The following is a 16,442-nucleotide window of genomic DNA, read 5'->3' on the forward strand; positions in this document are numbered from 1 at the left end:
CCACATGGGTCCTCGGTGTTTTACAAGGGTTGTGGTCGCTCGCTAAACCGCGCGTCAGGGTTTACCGGCCAAAGCCCGCTTTGCTCTTGCAGTTTTCTTGACTGCCACCGCCGCAATCGGCTGCACAGTCAGTTCCACGCCTAACGCCAGCATCAACTTCTGAATCGTCTCATAGCGCGTTTTAGAACCGCCTTTCAGCGTCTTATACAGGCTCTCGCGATTAACCCCCGCAGACTCCGCCACCTTGTTCACGCCCTGGGCCTTGGCGACCTCGGCAAGCGCTTTCATGAGCACCTGCGGGTCTTGAGATTTCATGCTCTGCGCCAGATAAGCGCTGATGGTTTCCGGGCTATCGAGGAAGCGCGACGCTTCATAGACGCTGGTACCGGAGGTATCAAGATCGAGGATCGGCATGTCCTCTGGTTTGAATTTCGATTCGCTCATTTCATCTACCTCTCAGGGCATCAAGGATCTCTTTTGCCCGTTTGATTCCTCTGTTCTGGTCGGTTTTATCACTGCCCCAGAGCATCAGGTAAGCAGTGATGCCCGTACGCACAAAGTAAATTCTGTAGCCGAGCCCGACAAACACACGCATTTCACTCACCCCATCGCCTACGGGTGCACAATCGCCGAAGTTGTTTTCCTCGGCTCGGTCTAACCGTGTGAGAACAGCGGTTTTTCCATAAATATCGCTCATGCCGTCGAGCCATGTATCGAACTCCGGCGTCCTGCCGATCAGATTGGTCACAGAATTATTTGTAGCCTACTGGCTACTCCTTGTCGAGACCAGTGAATTTTGAGTCCGGAATACTCCGGAAGAAAAATGCTAGTCCAGCGCTCGCATAAGCAGCCGATCGATACTATTAGCGCCTGTGTCTAACCTTCACCACACCTCAGCACCTGCGCATTCGCCCGCTATCACGGTGGCTGACACTCCGCCATCGGCGGCAAACTGAGGCGGCAAATGATAGAGATGAAGCCCAAAGAAAACGTCCTGCACAGCCGCTTCACTTTGCGTAAAATGCGAGCCGTTCTCGATCAGGAAAACTCAACCCAGGAGGGGTACCGCTTGAAACCGCTTGACACCCACGCGTCACAACACGCCGACACGGCCGTCACACGACTTAAGCTCAAAGACCAGCTGGCCGTAGACCCTTACAAGGCATTGGCATTGCTGGAAAGCACCCTCCTCTGTTTGGTAACGACGGCCCTTATGCTGTTCGTTGCACAAAGCGTCGGCCTAACCGACACATTCAAGAGCAACGTCCTCTATGGAGGCACCCTGGGTGCATGCATAGGGGCGACCTACAGGATGTACCACGATGCCGCCCTTTCCGAGTGGTGCATGGCCAGCCCTGTCAGCCCTGCGGCGCTGCAAAACGCGATGCTTGCCTTGAAGTATTCCGAGACGCAGGAAGGCGTTTACTGCCCCAAGAAACGTATGTTCACCCCATTCCATCGGTGCGATTCAGAGCGGATCACGCTCACCACACTGGATGGAGGCACACGCTTCACAGGCCCCTATTTCAAGCTGAAAGCGCTGTCGGCCACGCAACTTGCTGATGCGCCCGAAGCGCAAGAAACCGACCTCACGCCACCAACGGCGCACGTCTGATCAATTTCGCAGGTTCATGCCCCGCACCACTGACTCTGTGAGGCCGTCGCGCCGCCACTGCGGACCTCAAACGCAAGGAAACCAGGACATGGCAACAGCAAAAACCAAAAAGGCGTTTGTGTATTCGGCATGGGGGCTACTGTTTTTGAGCCTGGTCGGGGTTTTAGTCATACAGGCCTTCCAGGAAACACCCCAGCCCAGTAAAACCACCTTCCTCAGCGACCTCATCATCGTGACCGCGCGAACGACGCCCGGGAATCGAAAGATCGACGAGCATCTAACCTTCGTTCGCGCGGAAGCGGCCAACAGTCACGCCCTCAAGTTCTATTACACGTTGGTCGATTACGATACCCATCCCGAGGACGTTGACTTGGGCGTGATGAAATCAAGCATCACCAAGGCTGTCTGCGCCGCGCAAATGCCAAGGGACCAGTCCATCATTTCATTGGGTGGCACCTTCATTTACATATTCGGCAGCAAAAACGTAAAAGAGGTTGGGCGGTTCGAAATCAACAAGCAGAGCTGTAATGGCTAATGAGCTGGCCCCCTTCAACCAACTCGCTCGAACCGCCGCCGCTTCAGGAACAACCCCACCCCCAACGCCACCGCAAAGATCGACAGCAACCCCAGGTCAGCCCCCCATGGACGGACCTGGCTCGCCGCCACGCAGCCAACCACCCCCGCCACCACCAGCAGCCCCCCCAGCCACGTGCGAAGCAGGTACGGTTTAACAAACCGATCGAGCAGAAAAAACAGCGCCAGGGCCAGGACCAGCTGGGTAATGTCAGACATATGCTTCTCCCGTCAGGTCTTGATGATCAGTGTCGAGGCGCTGCGTTGCGGGCCGATGCCGCCGTTGACCTGCGCTTCGATGCTGACCAGTACGTCGCCGGCATGATAGGTGGGCAGGATTTCATTGGCATACATGCGCACACCCGCGCCAACAGGAACACCCACGTAAGGGGAAGCCACAGCAGAAGTGGCGCCAGCGAAGGCACTGGCGGCCAGGTTAGCGATCCTGGTGCGCTGGGCATTGAGGGCGTCGCCCTGTTGCCGCGTCAGTGGCTTGGAGATGCCGATCATCATCACGCACGGCAGGCTCTTGGCCAACATCTTGTCGTACACCTCGACGACCTTGCTGTTGACCTCGTAGTGGGCACTTTTCGCCTCGCCAAAATGCAGCTCGCGCAGGCGTCCGCGTTCACTATCGGTAAGGGTGATCTGCGAAACGTTGAACACGATCCCGTGATTGCCCATGTATTGGAACGTCCCTTCGAACTTCATCGCACGCATCCTTTCGAGCCAAAGGCGGGGATTCTCTAGAAGGCGGGCAGTGGATTCAAGGCAAAAGAAACGCAATGAGGAAACGGAGGGCAGGCCGACCTCCCCTGTCGCGACCTTTCCCCCCGCCGCTACTCACGCTCACGCCCGCGTGGGCAACTTCCAATTCGGCCGGATGAAGTGGCAGGTATAGCCGTTGGGTATCCGCTCCAGATAGTCCTGATGCTCCGGCTCCGCCTGCCAAAACTCCCTGGCGGGTTCAATTTCCGTGACCACACGTCCCGGCCACAGCTTGGAGGCATCCACGTCAGCCGCAGTATCTTCGGCAATCTCCCGTTGCTGCTCGCTCAGGTAGTAAATCGCCGAACGATAGCTTGGTCCCAGATCATTGCCCTGCCGATTCGGCGTGCTCGGGTCATGGATCTGGAAAAAGAACTCAAGGATCTGCCGGTAGGAAATCACCGCCGGGTCAAACACGATCTCAATCGCTTCGGCATGGTTGCCATGGTTGCGGTAGGTGGCATTCGGCACATCGCCACCGGTATAGCCGACGCGCGTGTGCAGCACGCCGGGGTAGCGTCGCAACAGGTCCTGCATGCCCCAGAAGCAGCCGCCGGCGAGGATGGCGGTTTCGGTTGGGTTGGTCATGGTCTGTCCTTGCGGTTAATGGAGACAGGGATAGTTATGGGGCAATGCTGGGCAATACCAAGTTCAATCAAAGAAAAACTGCCCCCCTATCGACTCAAGGTTTATTCCTGGAACGAAACGCCGCCACCTTCATCCGGTTACCGCAGGTCGCCATGCTGCACCAGCGGCGGCGGTGTGATTTGCTCAGGTCATGGAACAGCAGCACGCAGTCGTGGGCCTCGCACTGGCGGACGAATTCAAACTTATCGTTCGTGACCAAGCCCACCAGCGACTCGGCCACCGGCCCAAGCAGGCTGGCCGGGCTGCTGTCCCGAGGACGCGTGGCAAGCCGAAATGCCTTGTTCTCCTGCGCCCATTCCAGCCTGCTCACCGGGCGACCCGCTTCAAGCACCTGGTTGATCACCGCGAGATCGACGGGAACGCCTGTCATTGCCGCATTCACCACCGCCCTTGAACTCGCACGAAGCGTACGAGCGAGGGCCAGCAGCCCACTCGGCGCCTTCGGGTCAAGCTGCTCGGGCAACAGGCCCGCCTGGGTCAGCCAGCTCATCACGCTGTGATCATCGGTGAAGCAGTCATGGCGCTGATCCCCCACCCCGTACTCGGAGTTGATGAAATCAAGGGCCAGGTTGTCGGCCAGAAAAAGTGCGCCTGCGGCAGTGCTGTTCGGATTCATGGGCGGCCAGTAACCAATAAAATATGTTTGACAGGTTACCAAATCCAGACATAACCTTCAAACACCAACTTTAACGGTTACACAGGAAGCCACATCATGACCACGTCCAACGCCACGGCCGCTGCCGGACTCACCGCCGCCTTGCTGATCAGCGGCGCGGCCCATGCAGACAACACAGTGCATTACCGCTACGAGCAGGTCGGCGACGTAAAGGTGTTCTAGCGCGAGGCGGGCGACCCCAGCGCGCCGACCGTGTTGCTGCTGCACGGCTTCGCCGCCTCATCCTTCATGTTCCGCGAACTCATGCCCGAGCTTGCCGACCGCTACCACGTCATCGCGCCGGACCTGCCGGCATTTGGCTTCACCGAAGCCCCGCCGCGCGGCGAATACGCCTACACCTTCAGCCAACTGGCGAAGACCATCGGCCAGTTCACCGAACAGCTCAAACTCGATAAATACGCACTGATGGTCCACGACTACGGCGCCCCCGTAGGCTGGCGCATGGCCGTCGCCCATCCGGAGCGAGTGACCGCGATCATTTCCCAAAACGGCAACGCCTACGAAGAAGGCCTGGGCGCCGGCTGGGCCCCTATCCAACGCTACTGGCACGCCCCGACCCAACAAAACCGTGAAGCCCTGCGCGACTTCCCAACCCCCGCCTCGATCAAGTGGCAGTACCTGGAAGGCGTGGCCGACAAAAGCTCGGTGTCACCCGATGGCTACACGCTGGAAGGGCTGCAAATATCCCGTCCAGGCAATGCCGACATCCAGCTCGACCTGGTGCTGGACTACGCCTCCAACGTCGCGATGTACCCGGCCTTCCAGTCCTACTTCCGCCAGTACCAGCCACCGCTGCTCGCGGTATGGGGAAAGAACGACCCGTTCTTCCTGCCGGCCGGCGCCGAGGCGTGGAAGCGCGATATTCCCAAGGCGGATATTCGTTTTTATGACACCGGGCACTTTGCGCTGGAAACCCATGGGAAGGCGATCATCCCGGTTATACGGGCGTTCCTGGACAAGAACCTCCAGTAATCGACGCAACCCTATGTAGGAGCGAGCTCGCTCGCGAAAAACGTCAACGATAACGCCGCGACTCCGGTTTCACGCAGCGCTCCAAGACTCTTCGCGAACAAGCTCACGCCTACCTGTAGACAGGTCCTACAGCAAGCTTCACCACCTTGCTCCGTTGCCTACAGTTGAGTCAGAATCCGCCGGCTTGTGCGCTTGAGTGAGCGTCTCTAAGGTGGCCCGGTCGCTGACAACTCAGTGATCGGGTTTAGTAGCCCGTGGTCGAATTTCGCTTAGTGCACAAGCTTCATCCACCAGACTTCCCGTCTGTGCTTGATGGCGGCTGTGCGCAGGGCACCTTCGGGTGCGCCGGCTTTGCGGAATTCCCCGGTCTACTAACCTGCGTACAGCTGCCACCCTTTCGTTTAGTAGCGAAACGGTGTCGGCCCTGACAGGGAAATTCCGTTATGTACAAAGTCACGCCTAACCCTCCGAACGGTCCCAACCTGAAACTGAATCAGGCGGCGCATCGTGCGATTGATCACTACCTCAACGCGGGCGCCGAACCGCCCGGGCCGCCTCCTCCACCTTCGAATACGCTGTTCAGCGTTGCGGACGATGTCAGCAGTGAAGTGCTGATTGCCAATAGCTATGAGACTTTTTCTTCGGTGACTGCGTTGTTGCTGGACCTGTCGGATGAGCTGACGGGGAAGCAGCGGGATGTGGCGTTGGCGATTTACCAGTTGAGTGAATTGGGGGTTTTGTTGGTGGATAAGTTGATGGAGCGGGGAGCACTCGGTCGCTGAGGGTAGCATTTCGACTTGAAAGCCAATTGGTCGCCGGGGACTTAAGGACTCGGCGATTCATAGGACCCCGACATCCACTCTGCACCTGTGAGACGTCTCAAAAAGGCCACAATCGACGCTCCTGACATGCCCGGCACGCCCCTACTTATGACACTCTCCAGCGCCTAGCAAAATTATCACTACACCGTTGGTGCCTCCGAAACTACCAAGCGGAGCTGACGCAATTGCTAAATTATTAGGTAATTAGCGTAGTGTCACTTTGCGATCACAAGACCAACTCTGTTACTATAAGATCAGTATAAACACTGTATTTATAAACAGTCTTTTCGCTCGGCCAGGAAGGCCCACCTGCTGACTGAAAGATAGCTTTTAATGAAGCCTTTTTGGGACTAGCAGGTATGACTGACAGACTCCCCTTCGACGCAACAACGCTATTCCAAGCATTGCAATATCAATTAATGGTCGCCGTAGAGAGATGCTTAGATCTCGAGGAAGATCAAGCACTTTATATAGAGATATATGGGGATGTCACAGTTTCCAGTAAAACCCAAATAGAAGTTAAATTCTACAGCGACTCACTAACTGACAATCACGGAAACTTTTGGAACACAATTAAAAATTGGTTGGATCTTAGATTCGATGTTGGACAATATCAAAAACTATTACTAGTAACCACACAAAAATTTGGCGCACGCTCTAAAATATCCGTATGGAATAGCTCGACTGCTGCCGAGAGGTTGTCGATTATGGAGGAAATATATTCTATCGCAGAATCCAAACAAACTAAAAAAACCAATAAAGCATCCACTAACACTCAAAAACCAAGAAAGAGTTCAGTTCCAGAATCTTTAGAGCTACAGCGTCATGTAATGTGCCTAGAACTAAGAACAAAGCTAATCGAAATTTTAAACAAGGTTACAATCGAGACAGAACAACCTGACCTAACTACGCGAATAGCGACATTCAAGAGACAGTTTTTAAGAGAAATAATAATTGAAAAGAGACAGTCATTTCTTGACGAACTACTTGGATTTCTTTCAAGCACTAGATTCACCCAATCCAGATGGGAGATAACTTGCAAAGCGTTTGATAAACAATGGCGCACACTTAAGCAACGCTATATGCAAGGTACTTTAACGTTTCCAAAAATAGATCGTAGCCTTTACAACGAAAAAGCAAAAAACGAAGACTCCGAGTCTCGCTTATTTGTTAAAAAAATAAGAGAAATAGGTGCTGACGAGCAAATCTCAGAAGCGATTAGTGAGCGAATGATAGCAGCCGATCTACTTGACAACTTCATTGAAGCATACTCAATCTCTCTAGATCAGATTCTCAACTATAAAGAAACTCAACGAGATCTGCATATTAGCCATTGGAAAGCTGCATCCATTGACTTAATCGGCGACCTTTGTGAGACGTCACATAGAAAAAAGTCACAAAAATTTTTTCATCTGCGTCGTGGCGAAGCACCACAACAGTTTTGTAGTTTTGAAATGACCCCTGCCGTGTTTAGAAATGGACTTCAACATATGCTGGCTGACGAACCTCAAACGGAACCAACAAAAGAATTTCTGTGGAGACTTTGGAAATGAATTCTTCAGCAGTTGAACATATATATACACTTCGGCGCTCCGCTTTCAAGCTGGCGCCGATAATTCATTCTTTCTACTTAACATACCCAAAAAAAGAGAACAACCTTCTCTTAAGCTACTTACTTTTACCGCTCATACTATATAAACCAATGTGTTCATATTTAGTCTCGGCACGATCAACTAGCAATATAAAGACGGCCTGCTCTGAGGCTGAAAGACTTTACGGACTAGAATCGAGAGTACAGGAATTAAAATCCGCAACTAGTGCCGCAATGATGCTTCTTTTTGCGTCCGACAGACTAGAGATCGAAAACAACCTAACAATAACAGCAAACGGCGAACTACAAGAAGAGCATGCACATAGCGACCATTTAACTGCGGCGACTAAACTAGCAAAAATTCTTTCTGACATAGACGTAGCAGAAACCTACAGAGTATTAGGATTAAAAAAACTATGAGATGCCATCTAAAACATATTGGTGTTATTGATCACGACAATGTAATTCATGAAGTCACACTACAGCCGGGATTAAACATCATCACCGGTAAATCCTCAATGGGCAAAAGTGCAATCATTGAAATCTTCGATTACTGCATGGGAAGCAGCGAAGACACGATACCAGACGGAATAATTACAGAGCGATCAAAAATATATTTTATAGCTTTGGTATTCGAATCATATATGCTAATTGCTGCACGTACACAAAATCGAAAAAAAGCCTTTCTTCGACAGATGAATCTGTCTGATTCAAATGAAATATTAAACTCCTTATCCAAAACAGATGAATACTTTAAAGAAAAAGACTTTGTTTCTTTACCTGTTTTTCTGAAAGAGCTTGGCCGTCACTTTGCAATCACCATGGGGGACGTTGACGAAGATCTAACAAGAAAAGAGCAGCTAGGAAAAAAGGGCGCCACACCGTCAGTTAGAAGTTTCATGTCTTTTATGCTACAACACCAAAACCTTATTGCCAACAAACATGCAATCTTTTATAGATTCGACGAAAAGTATAAACGAGAGCAAGCAATCGAACACTTTAAGATATTTATGGGCTTTGTGGGAGAAGAATATTTCGAGCTATCAAAAGAGTGTGAAGAAGCGCGAATAGAATTAAGACGACTGGAATACTTAATACCTAAACAGGATGAACGAAAGCTTGTTTCACAGACCGCGTTCGCCCGTTACATGCGCGAATACAAAGCCCTTTCGGGCCATATATTATTAGAAATGACAACGGATGCCATATGGAACAACCCCCAAAAAGCGCTTAAGGAGTTAGAAACTCAAACTACTAAAATAGATGGCCTTTCTGACGAGTATGAAAAAGAGCGACAATCATTACTTAGTCAGAAAAGTAAAGCAATGCTCGAGCTGAACGATGCGAACGCGCGACGCTATCTTATTGAAAAGTCGATGAAGTCTGTAAAAGATTTCGGAGAAACAAAAGCAGAAATCGTCACACCAACTTCCATTTCATTGAAAGAGACAGCATGTCCTTTTTGCTTAACCGAGAGTCAAACTGTAAGAAAAGAATCAAACAAACTTACGAAGGCAATAGAATGGCTTAACGAAGAACTAAAACTTTCCGCATACGCAAGAGAAAGTTATAGTTCCGACCTCAGAAAAATTAAAAATGAAATCGAAGATACTCGCTCAAAAATCAAAGATATTCAGAACCAGCTAAAACCTCTAGACTCACAACTTGAAGGCCTACGAAATCAAAGACCAGCTGACGAAAACATAATTAAAGCCAAGCTAAAATTAGAACTTGCGATACAACATATAATAGATAACCCGCCAAGTGAACTCGCAGATTCTTATGAGCAATGGAAAATCCGTGTAGCTCAGCTAGAATCGCAATTACTTAAGTCTAATGTCGCTGCAAAATTTAAGTCACTGTCACATTCAATAAACAAAAGCATGGAATCAATAGGGGAAAACTTTGATTTCGAACACACATATAAGCCTATAAAATTAAAATTTGATTTAGAAAGCTTTGACCTCTGGCATCAAAAAGATGAAAGCACTAAAGTATATTTGCGTTCTATGGGTAGTGGCGCCAACTGGCTTTACTCTCACCTCACATTATTTCTAGCGCTCCACCGGGAGTTTTCTCGAGCTAATACGACATGTAAAATCCCTCCAATTCTTTTTCTTGATCAGCCAACACAAGTATATTTTCCTGCTGAAATTGATGACAACCAAAGCGGCTTTGATCCGACAATATTAGCCCAAGATGCTAAACGTTCATATCGTTTAGATGACGATCTTGCTTCAGTGAAAAACATCTTTAACCAATTGATAAGCTTCTGTGTTGATACTGCAATGCAAACTGGCGTCATGCCGCAGGTAATTGTTAGTGACCATGCTGACAATCTCCCACTACAAAACGGCCTAAGTTTCAACACCTACGTTAGGGCCCGCTGGAGAGATCAAGGCTTTATCGCTCCAAGACAATCTGACAACCTGCCATTAACTGAATAAAATGCTGCTCAAAATTTGCGGAGCGCTCCGCCCCGACAAGTAAATTTATATTTTTCGAGGTGGGAGCGCAGCATGACTTTAACTCTAAAATGGCAACCAAGATTTTAGTAAGGGATAAACCTATTTCATCTAAATAGCAGTCAGAGCACCACCTAAGCAAACGTGATCTGCCCCCCTATTACGTACGAAACTAAACGTGAATCAAGACCAAACCACAAAACAACAGAAATAGGGGGTAGACCACTATATAAAATAGTCTGACCCCGTTTTACGGGGGTGGGCGTCAAACGCCAGTCAAAAACTCTAACTAGAGTCAATAAATTTAGGCGAATTAATTTAATATAACTTACGAGGAAAATCTAAGTATTGCTGCGTGTTCCTACTCCATCTCAGCGCAGAATATCCAGAAATAAGTCTATGACCAATCCATCGCGGGTCTACCATGTGCGGCCTTCCAACCTGGTTCGCCAACAATAGCTCTCCCATAAATGCACACCACGTCCTTTCGTTGATTAGGGTCTTACCATATCCATGATAAGATCGACCGCTTTTATACCATATGAAATCAAAAAATTTATGTCCGATGATAGGTTCCAATTTATAAAGCTGCGCAGCTGAACCAGTAGACATATCGATCATGGGGATATGGAGAGTTTCGCCGCTCATCATCACTAGCTTAGAATGCACTGCGACCTCCATCTCTCTTGGACAGCGTCGAAAAACATCCTCAATATTATCCAAATCTAAAAAATGCGCTGGGCTCATTGAAAAAACCTGTCTGTCATCAAATACAGATCGAGCCACATACGTGTAATAACTAAGCTCCACGGATTTGATCATCGACTGGTTAGCAGCAATGACTGATCTCACATGCCAGTAAGGATGATCTTCTAACCTTAACACCCCTATATCCTCATGCCGGAAAGATTTTGATATGACGTAGTGGCAAAATCATCCGTCATTCCAGAAATAAAATCAGTTATAAGATGGGCGCGTAAAACCCACTCATCCGCGAGAGTATATCCAGCGACACTCTCAATTTTCTCCAGCTGCTCCTTATAAACCTGAATATAATTCTTAGGAAAAAGCGTAAGCAGTTTATTTTCAATGATAATAGATCGTCCCTTAGCATCTTTAGTCTTATAGTCCAACGCCGCACGGAAGCGCACAGTTCCTGAGACTAGAAGACAGGAGAAGTGGTCTAATAGACCATATATCGCTCGATAACCAGCTAGCTCTATTCTCTGAACACTTTCATGACAGTAAACTTTCTTACGGCAATAGCCTTTGAGAGCGTCCAAAATCTTTCCAGCGGGAGTATCGGAAGGAATTAATGAGGGTAGCTTTCCACTGAGAATACTGTCGTGAAATTCGATGTACTGATTTGCGGCAAACTCCACAAGCAGCCTGTTTAATGAGGTTCTGAAATCAGTGAAAGTAAATTTCCTTCCATCGTCTCTCTCACCTGCAGCTGCGAAACGCAATATTTTGTCTATTCGGTCCGAGTCTTGGCCTTCCATCCCCTCGGCAAGCCAATCATCGCGAATCTCTTCAAAAGCTATTGATTTAACTAAAAGCCCCTTTTCTATCGAATCCTCCAAGTCGCTAATGCAATAAGCGATGTCATCGGCAGCTTCCATGATATATGCCAAAGGAAAACGCTGTGGTGAGTTATAATTAAATTCACTCCAGACGTCTAAGACAATCTGCTCCTCAGTCGAAAAGTAACCACACTTTTTGGTGAACGGAGAATCAATGGATTTGTAACTCTGCCTATTTCCGCGGATATATTTAAGGTAAGCGGCGATCGTCGTTTTAGTTAAATTCAAACCAAATTCATCAATATTTCTTTGAAGCTTTGTGACCACACGTATGCCTTGAGGATTTCCATCGAACTCTAGAAAGTCTGCAATGGCCGCTGCACTTTGGGCCTCATTGACATATAAGCCATTATCTTTGTTTGCCTCCTCAAACAACAATTTCCCATTTTTTCTGAACCATTCAGATATTGCAGATTCTCCGAAGTGTCCAAAAGGAGGATTTCCAATATCATGCATCAAGCAAGCAGTTTCAACAAATACAGTTAAAGCTGCACACTCATCTCTTGAAGCAAGATTCGCCTCTATGAGCTTTAAGGAGATTCGGTCTGCTATATATCGACCTGTCTGTGCAACCTCAATAGAATGAGTAAGTCTACTCCTGACTGCCGCATTTGGTTCCATGGAAAACACTTGCGCTTTTTGCTGTAAGCGTCGGAAGGCGGGACAAAATAGAAGTCGACCTCTATCACTTTCCGCCTCGAGCAGGAGGGTGTTACGATCCTCAACCTCCGATGGCCGGAATCGCATTGAAGATAGAAGCGTTCCATATATAGAGCTCATTTGTTTTCCTTAACCTGTGACGTTCGCGTAAATTATGTGAATCAGTTTATTGCGATGACCGTGGGAAAAGCGATAGCCCTGCGTGATAAATTTACCCGTTCGCGCGCTACCCCTCGGCTGGAATGTATGAGCCCGTGGACTTGTCCCTACCAAGCCTGATACCAAATCCCTGTTAATAAGTTGCATATGGCGAATCAAGATGGCCGTCCGCTTCTGGCAGATTGTGTTGAAAAAGTCGGTCCTTCCAGGCTGCGCATGTACTGACTACTGAAAATGCTTTTTTTGAACGCAGCTACGCGAAATCTGAGCCCGGAACCCTTTGCTCAAAGTAAAGATGTCAAGCTCAAGCGCATACTTTTCTGCCGTGGAAACCATGGCCGACTTTTTCAACAGAATCGGCAGATAGTAGCCTGTGATTAATGGGGAACCTCCCTACACTCGCGTCCACCCGTCGCATCCCCCACCCTCCCCCTCCAGCCCCCACCCAACCTGCCGATAACCCTACTAACCGGTTGGCGGGGCTGCCCCATGCTTAGGCATTAACGGCAGGTAAAAAAACGGCGCGGGGCTCATGGCACTGAACGGGGAATTCAGTGCATGATGCGTCGCTCATATCAAGGACGATAACAACCGTGAAAAGCGCCCTCGCCGCCCTGCTATTGCTGTGCCTGACCGCTCCCGCCTTCGCCGCCGAAAACCCCGTCGGCTTCAAGACCGTCACCCTGCCCGATACGCAAGAAAACCGACCACTCGAACTGGTCGTCTGGTACCCCGCCACCACCACCGCCAAACCCACCCTGATCGCCGACAACGCGGTGTTCATCGGTGCCCTCGCCGTACCCGACGCCCCGCCGGCTGCCGGTGAGCATCCGCTGGTGGTGCTCTCCCACGGGTATGGCGGTAACTGGGGCAAGCAGGTGTGGCTGGCCAGTGCGTTGGCGCATCAGGGCTACATCGTGGCGGCGGTCAACCACCCCGGCACCACCACCAAGGATCGCAACCTGCAAACCGCCGCGCAGTTATGGCAACGCCCGGCCGACCTGAGCCGCGTGATCGACGCGGTATTGGCCCAGCCGAAGCCATTTGGCGCGGTCGCGAATGGCCAGATTGCCGCCGTGGGCCATTCCCTTGGCGGCTGGACCGTGCTGGAAATCGCCGGGGCGCGCTTCGACCCCGAGCTGTTCAGCCGCGACTGCAGCGCCCACCCCAAGCTCGGCGGCTGCATCGGCTATCAGGAGATGAATCCCGCTGGCACGCCAGAAGGTAAAGCGCGCTTGGCGGCGGATTTGAGCGACAAGCGCGTCACCGCCATCGTGTCCCTGGACCTGGGCCTGTCGCGCGGCTTCACCGACGCCAGCCTGGCTGCGCTGCCGGTACCGGCGCTGGTGATTGCGGGGGGTGTGCCGTCGGAAGATATGGACCCGCAGTTGGAGTCCGCTGATATGGTCAAGCGCCTGCCTGAAGCAACGACGAAGTATGTGGAGATCAGCGACGCCACCCACTTCAGCTTTATGTCGATCTGCAAGCCGGGCGGCATGGCGTTGATTGAGGAGAGTTCGCCAGGCGACGGCATGATTTGCCGCGATGGTGAGGGGGCTCGGCCACGGGCGGTGATTCAGCAGCAGGTGGTGGGGCTGATCAGTGAGTTTTTGGGGCGCAAAGCGCCTAACTAAAGAAAAGGCTATTCAAGAAAAAACGAATCAAATACGATGCAGAAGTGTATTAACCCTCACAAATGCATTGTATAGGATGCAAACACTGTGGACGATTTAGGTTTCCTGATCAAAAACCTGCGAAAGGCAGCTGGCCTTTCCCAAAGCCAGCTCGCACTTCGGCACGGTATGAGTCGTGCAACCATCTCCGGAATCGAGAACAACACCATCCCCGAAGTGGGAATTCGCAAGGTGGCTGCGATCCTTGAAGGGTTAGGGTACGAGTTAACCGCGACACCTAAGCGTCGACGCAAAACGCTGGATGAACTGAAAGCAGAAAACGTCCATGACTAGACCAAGCGATCGGCTGCACATCGGCACCAGCGGCGTGCCTGCCGGAATACTCGGGCGCGGCGAAGAAAACCAGCGCGATTCGGTGTTTTCGTATAACCCGGCAGTCACCGAAAAGAACGCGGTTTCCCTGACCATGCCGGTGCGCCTGGAGAGCTACATCTGGGCGTATGGCATCCATCCCCTGTTTGAGATGCATCTCCCCGAAGGCCACCTGAAAGCGGAGCTTGTGCGACGTTTCAGCAAGTCAGTGCGAGGCTTTGATGACTTCACATTGCTGGGTATCGTCGGCCCCCATCAACTGGGCCGCATCAGCGTCGCCCGAGCCACTGCGGATGAATTACTACCTGAAATAAAACTCTCCGAGCTGCTCGTGTATGACGGGGCGAAAGATCTGTTCGACGACCTGATGAAAACCTACGCAGCCTACTCAGGCGTTTCGGGCGTTCAGCCGAAGGTACTGGTGCGCAACGTTGACGATACGAATCCTGACGTTGCGCGTCTCACCCATCGTGGCGCTACGCACTTGGTGAAGGCCTTCAATGATTCAGACTTCGCGCAACTGGCCGCCAATGAGTTTTTCTGCATGCGCGCGGCATTTCATACAGGCCTTGAAGTGCCTGAATGCCAGTTGAGTCAGCAGGGTAAGTTTCTGGTGGTCAAACGGTTCGACATCGGTGAAAGCGCCTACCTTGGTTTTGAAGATATGTGCGTTTTATCCGGATGGGGGACAGATAAAAAGTACGACGGTAGCTACCAGGGTTGCGCGAAGTTGATCAAGACTTACGTCTCTCCTTCTCTTGTGACCAAGGCACTTGAGGACTTTTTTATGATGGTGGCGCTCTGCGCCGGCATACAAAATGGAGACGGGCACTTGAAGAATTTCGGCCTGCTCTATGAGAACTGCGCAGAAGACGCCGATATTTGGCTCGCGCCAGCTTACGACCTTGTGACGACCACGGTGTATCAAGTCAACGACATTATGGGTCTGTTGCTCGGCGGTTCAAAGGCTTGGCCAAAACGTAAGATGCTGGTCCAGTTCGGGCGCAGTTCGTGCAGTTTGACAGAAGCCCGTTGCAATGAATTGCTCGCCAGAGTCCACAGCGGTATGAGCCGTGCAATGGTGGAGCTTTCGGAGTATCGAAGCACCCATCCGGAGTTTGATGTTGTTGGGGAAAAGATGACCGCTGCATGGGCAACAGGGCTGGCGAGGAGTATTGAACCGGCGTGATTGTGCTTGCTTGGTATAGGGCGGTGATTCAGCAGCACGGCTGACTATTTATCGTTTTAACTTTATTGAACGGCGGAGCGAACATGCAAGAAAGTAAACCACTGAAGGGACTGGGCGGTTGGCTGATCGTGGTTGGGTTGGGCCTGTTTATAGCCTTGGCGCGTCTGGGTTATGCCCTTATCGCGGTGTATTACCCGATATTCGCAGATGGCGCGTTTAGTACCCTCACCTCATCCGGCCCGACGATGACTAACGCCCTGTGGGGCGCGATCCTGATTTCAGAAACCCTCGTCAATGCAGTCTTTATCGCGGCCTTTGGTTATTTGGTTTACCTGTTCTTCTGCGAACATTATTTATTCCCCAAGGTTTATATCGTCACGCTCATTGCCTCGGCTGTTTACGTTCCACTTGATGCATGGTTCAGCTCGCTTGTTCTGGTGGATGAACCCATATTCGACTACAACACGACCAAGGAAACCGTCCGCGGATTGGTGTCCACCTCGATCTGGGTCCCCTACATACTGTTCTCCAAAAGGGTCAAGGCAACGTTTGTCCAACGCCGGCCGGTTGCGGCGCAAGCGCCTGGCCCCGTCAGCCTTTGACGCGGTGAGCATCGAGCCTGCCCGATGACCGGCTGGCGCTCACCGGCAAAGAAAAACGCCACCACCAGCCACACCCTGCCAGGCAGGCTGCCCCCATCACATCGATAGCACTGA

General features: G+C 51.0%; 18 protein-coding genes and 1 pseudogene. 11 read left to right on the forward strand and 8 right to left on the reverse strand.

Going from position 1 to position 16,442, the window contains the following annotated elements; genetic code table 11:
- Positions 1 to 54: 54 nt before the first annotated feature.
- A complete protein-coding gene (locus BLW22_RS19975; RefSeq protein ID WP_065925048.1) occupies positions 55 to 444 on the reverse strand; it encodes an addiction module antidote protein in 390 nt (129 codons plus the stop codon).
- 1 nt (position 445) lies between these two features.
- The gene (locus BLW22_RS19980) at positions 446 to 748 is read right to left on the reverse strand and encodes a type II toxin-antitoxin system RelE/ParE family toxin (protein WP_074847345.1); all 303 of its coding nucleotides are present in this window, start codon (positions 746 to 748) and stop codon (positions 446 to 448) included.
- A gap of 216 nt (positions 749 to 964) precedes the next feature.
- On the opposite strand from BLW22_RS19980, the gene BLW22_RS19985 reads away from it, so the two are divergent.
- Entirely contained in the window at positions 965 to 1,615 is a 651-nt protein-coding gene (locus tag BLW22_RS19985; RefSeq protein ID WP_074847346.1) for a hypothetical protein, read from the forward strand.
- Positions 1,616 to 1,703: 88 nt separating this feature from the next.
- Complete coding sequence (locus BLW22_RS35445; RefSeq protein WP_065925046.1) at positions 1,704 to 2,150, forward strand: hypothetical protein; 447 nt, start codon at positions 1,704 to 1,706, stop codon at positions 2,148 to 2,150.
- Positions 2,151 to 2,164: 14 nt separating this feature from the next.
- Here BLW22_RS35445 and BLW22_RS19995 read toward each other — a convergent pair whose 3' ends face one another.
- From BLW22_RS19995 to BLW22_RS20010, 4 genes are all read right to left on the reverse strand, one after another.
- Complete coding sequence (locus tag BLW22_RS19995) at positions 2,165 to 2,407, reverse strand: hypothetical protein (RefSeq protein WP_053132633.1); 243 nt, start codon at positions 2,405 to 2,407, stop codon at positions 2,165 to 2,167.
- Between the two features lie 12 nt (positions 2,408 to 2,419).
- Positions 2,420 to 2,899: a hypothetical protein gene (locus tag BLW22_RS20000; RefSeq protein ID WP_065925044.1), complete on the reverse strand. Its 480-nt coding sequence runs from the start codon at positions 2,897 to 2,899 to the stop codon at positions 2,420 to 2,422.
- Positions 2,900 to 3,037: 138 nt separating this feature from the next.
- Entirely contained in the window at positions 3,038 to 3,544 is a 507-nt protein-coding gene (msrA, locus tag BLW22_RS20005) for a peptide-methionine (S)-S-oxide reductase MsrA (protein ID WP_074847347.1), read from the reverse strand.
- A 94-nt stretch (positions 3,545 to 3,638) separates the two neighbouring features.
- Positions 3,639 to 4,220, reverse strand: a complete 582-nt coding sequence (locus BLW22_RS20010) for a CGNR zinc finger domain-containing protein (RefSeq protein ID WP_065925042.1) — start codon at positions 4,218 to 4,220, stop codon at positions 3,639 to 3,641.
- A gap of 96 nt (positions 4,221 to 4,316) precedes the next feature.
- Here BLW22_RS20010 and BLW22_RS20015 point away from each other — a divergent pair.
- The 5 genes and pseudogenes from BLW22_RS20015 (at position 4,317) to BLW22_RS20035 (ending at position 10,111) form a co-directional block, all read left to right on the forward strand.
- Positions 4,317 to 5,252 (forward strand): annotated as a pseudogene (locus BLW22_RS20015) (alpha/beta fold hydrolase).
- Between the two features lie 443 nt (positions 5,253 to 5,695).
- Entirely contained in the window at positions 5,696 to 6,034 is a 339-nt protein-coding gene (locus BLW22_RS20020; protein ID WP_074847348.1) for a DUF6124 family protein, read from the forward strand.
- Positions 6,035 to 6,432: 398 nt separating this feature from the next.
- Complete coding sequence (locus BLW22_RS34620) at positions 6,433 to 7,626, forward strand: hypothetical protein (RefSeq protein WP_074847349.1); 1,194 nt, start codon at positions 6,433 to 6,435, stop codon at positions 7,624 to 7,626.
- A complete protein-coding gene (locus tag BLW22_RS34625) occupies positions 7,623 to 8,084 on the forward strand; it encodes a three component ABC system middle component (protein WP_074847350.1) in 462 nt (153 codons plus the stop codon). Before BLW22_RS34620 ends, BLW22_RS34625 begins: the two co-directional genes overlap by 4 nt.
- Entirely contained in the window at positions 8,081 to 10,111 is a 2,031-nt protein-coding gene (locus BLW22_RS20035) for a DUF3732 domain-containing protein (protein WP_074847351.1), read from the forward strand. The genes BLW22_RS34625 and BLW22_RS20035 overlap by 4 nt, the downstream gene beginning before the upstream one ends.
- Before the next feature lie 336 nt (positions 10,112 to 10,447).
- Here BLW22_RS20035 and BLW22_RS36160 read toward each other — a convergent pair whose 3' ends face one another.
- Entirely contained in the window at positions 10,448 to 10,951 is a 504-nt protein-coding gene (locus BLW22_RS36160) for a primase 1D-like protein (RefSeq protein ID WP_419790265.1), read from the reverse strand.
- Positions 10,952 to 11,016: 65 nt separating this feature from the next.
- Complete coding sequence (gene dgt / locus BLW22_RS20045) at positions 11,017 to 12,492, reverse strand: dGTPase (protein ID WP_074847353.1); 1,476 nt, start codon at positions 12,490 to 12,492, stop codon at positions 11,017 to 11,019.
- A 632-nt stretch (positions 12,493 to 13,124) separates the two neighbouring features.
- Between dgt and BLW22_RS20050 the strand changes: the two genes are divergently transcribed.
- The 4 genes from BLW22_RS20050 (at position 13,125) to BLW22_RS20065 (ending at position 16,328) form a co-directional block, all read left to right on the forward strand.
- A complete protein-coding gene (locus BLW22_RS20050; RefSeq protein ID WP_065923878.1) occupies positions 13,125 to 14,165 on the forward strand; it encodes an alpha/beta hydrolase family protein in 1,041 nt (346 codons plus the stop codon).
- A gap of 87 nt (positions 14,166 to 14,252) precedes the next feature.
- Positions 14,253 to 14,498, forward strand: coding sequence for a helix-turn-helix domain-containing protein (locus tag BLW22_RS20055; RefSeq protein ID WP_027604011.1), 246 nt, complete (start codon positions 14,253 to 14,255; stop codon positions 14,496 to 14,498).
- Positions 14,491 to 15,726: a type II toxin-antitoxin system HipA family toxin gene (locus BLW22_RS20060; protein ID WP_065923879.1), complete on the forward strand. Its 1,236-nt coding sequence runs from the start codon at positions 14,491 to 14,493 to the stop codon at positions 15,724 to 15,726. The genes BLW22_RS20055 and BLW22_RS20060 overlap by 8 nt, the downstream gene beginning before the upstream one ends.
- Positions 15,727 to 15,809: 83 nt before the next feature.
- Positions 15,810 to 16,328, forward strand: coding sequence for a DUF2569 domain-containing protein (locus tag BLW22_RS20065; protein WP_065923880.1), 519 nt, complete (start codon positions 15,810 to 15,812; stop codon positions 16,326 to 16,328).
- The last annotated feature ends 114 nt before the right edge of the window (positions 16,329 to 16,442 follow it).

Source organism: Pseudomonas marginalis, assembly GCF_900105325.1.
GTDB classification, from domain to species: Bacteria; Pseudomonadota; Gammaproteobacteria; order Pseudomonadales; family Pseudomonadaceae; genus Aquipseudomonas; species Aquipseudomonas marginalis.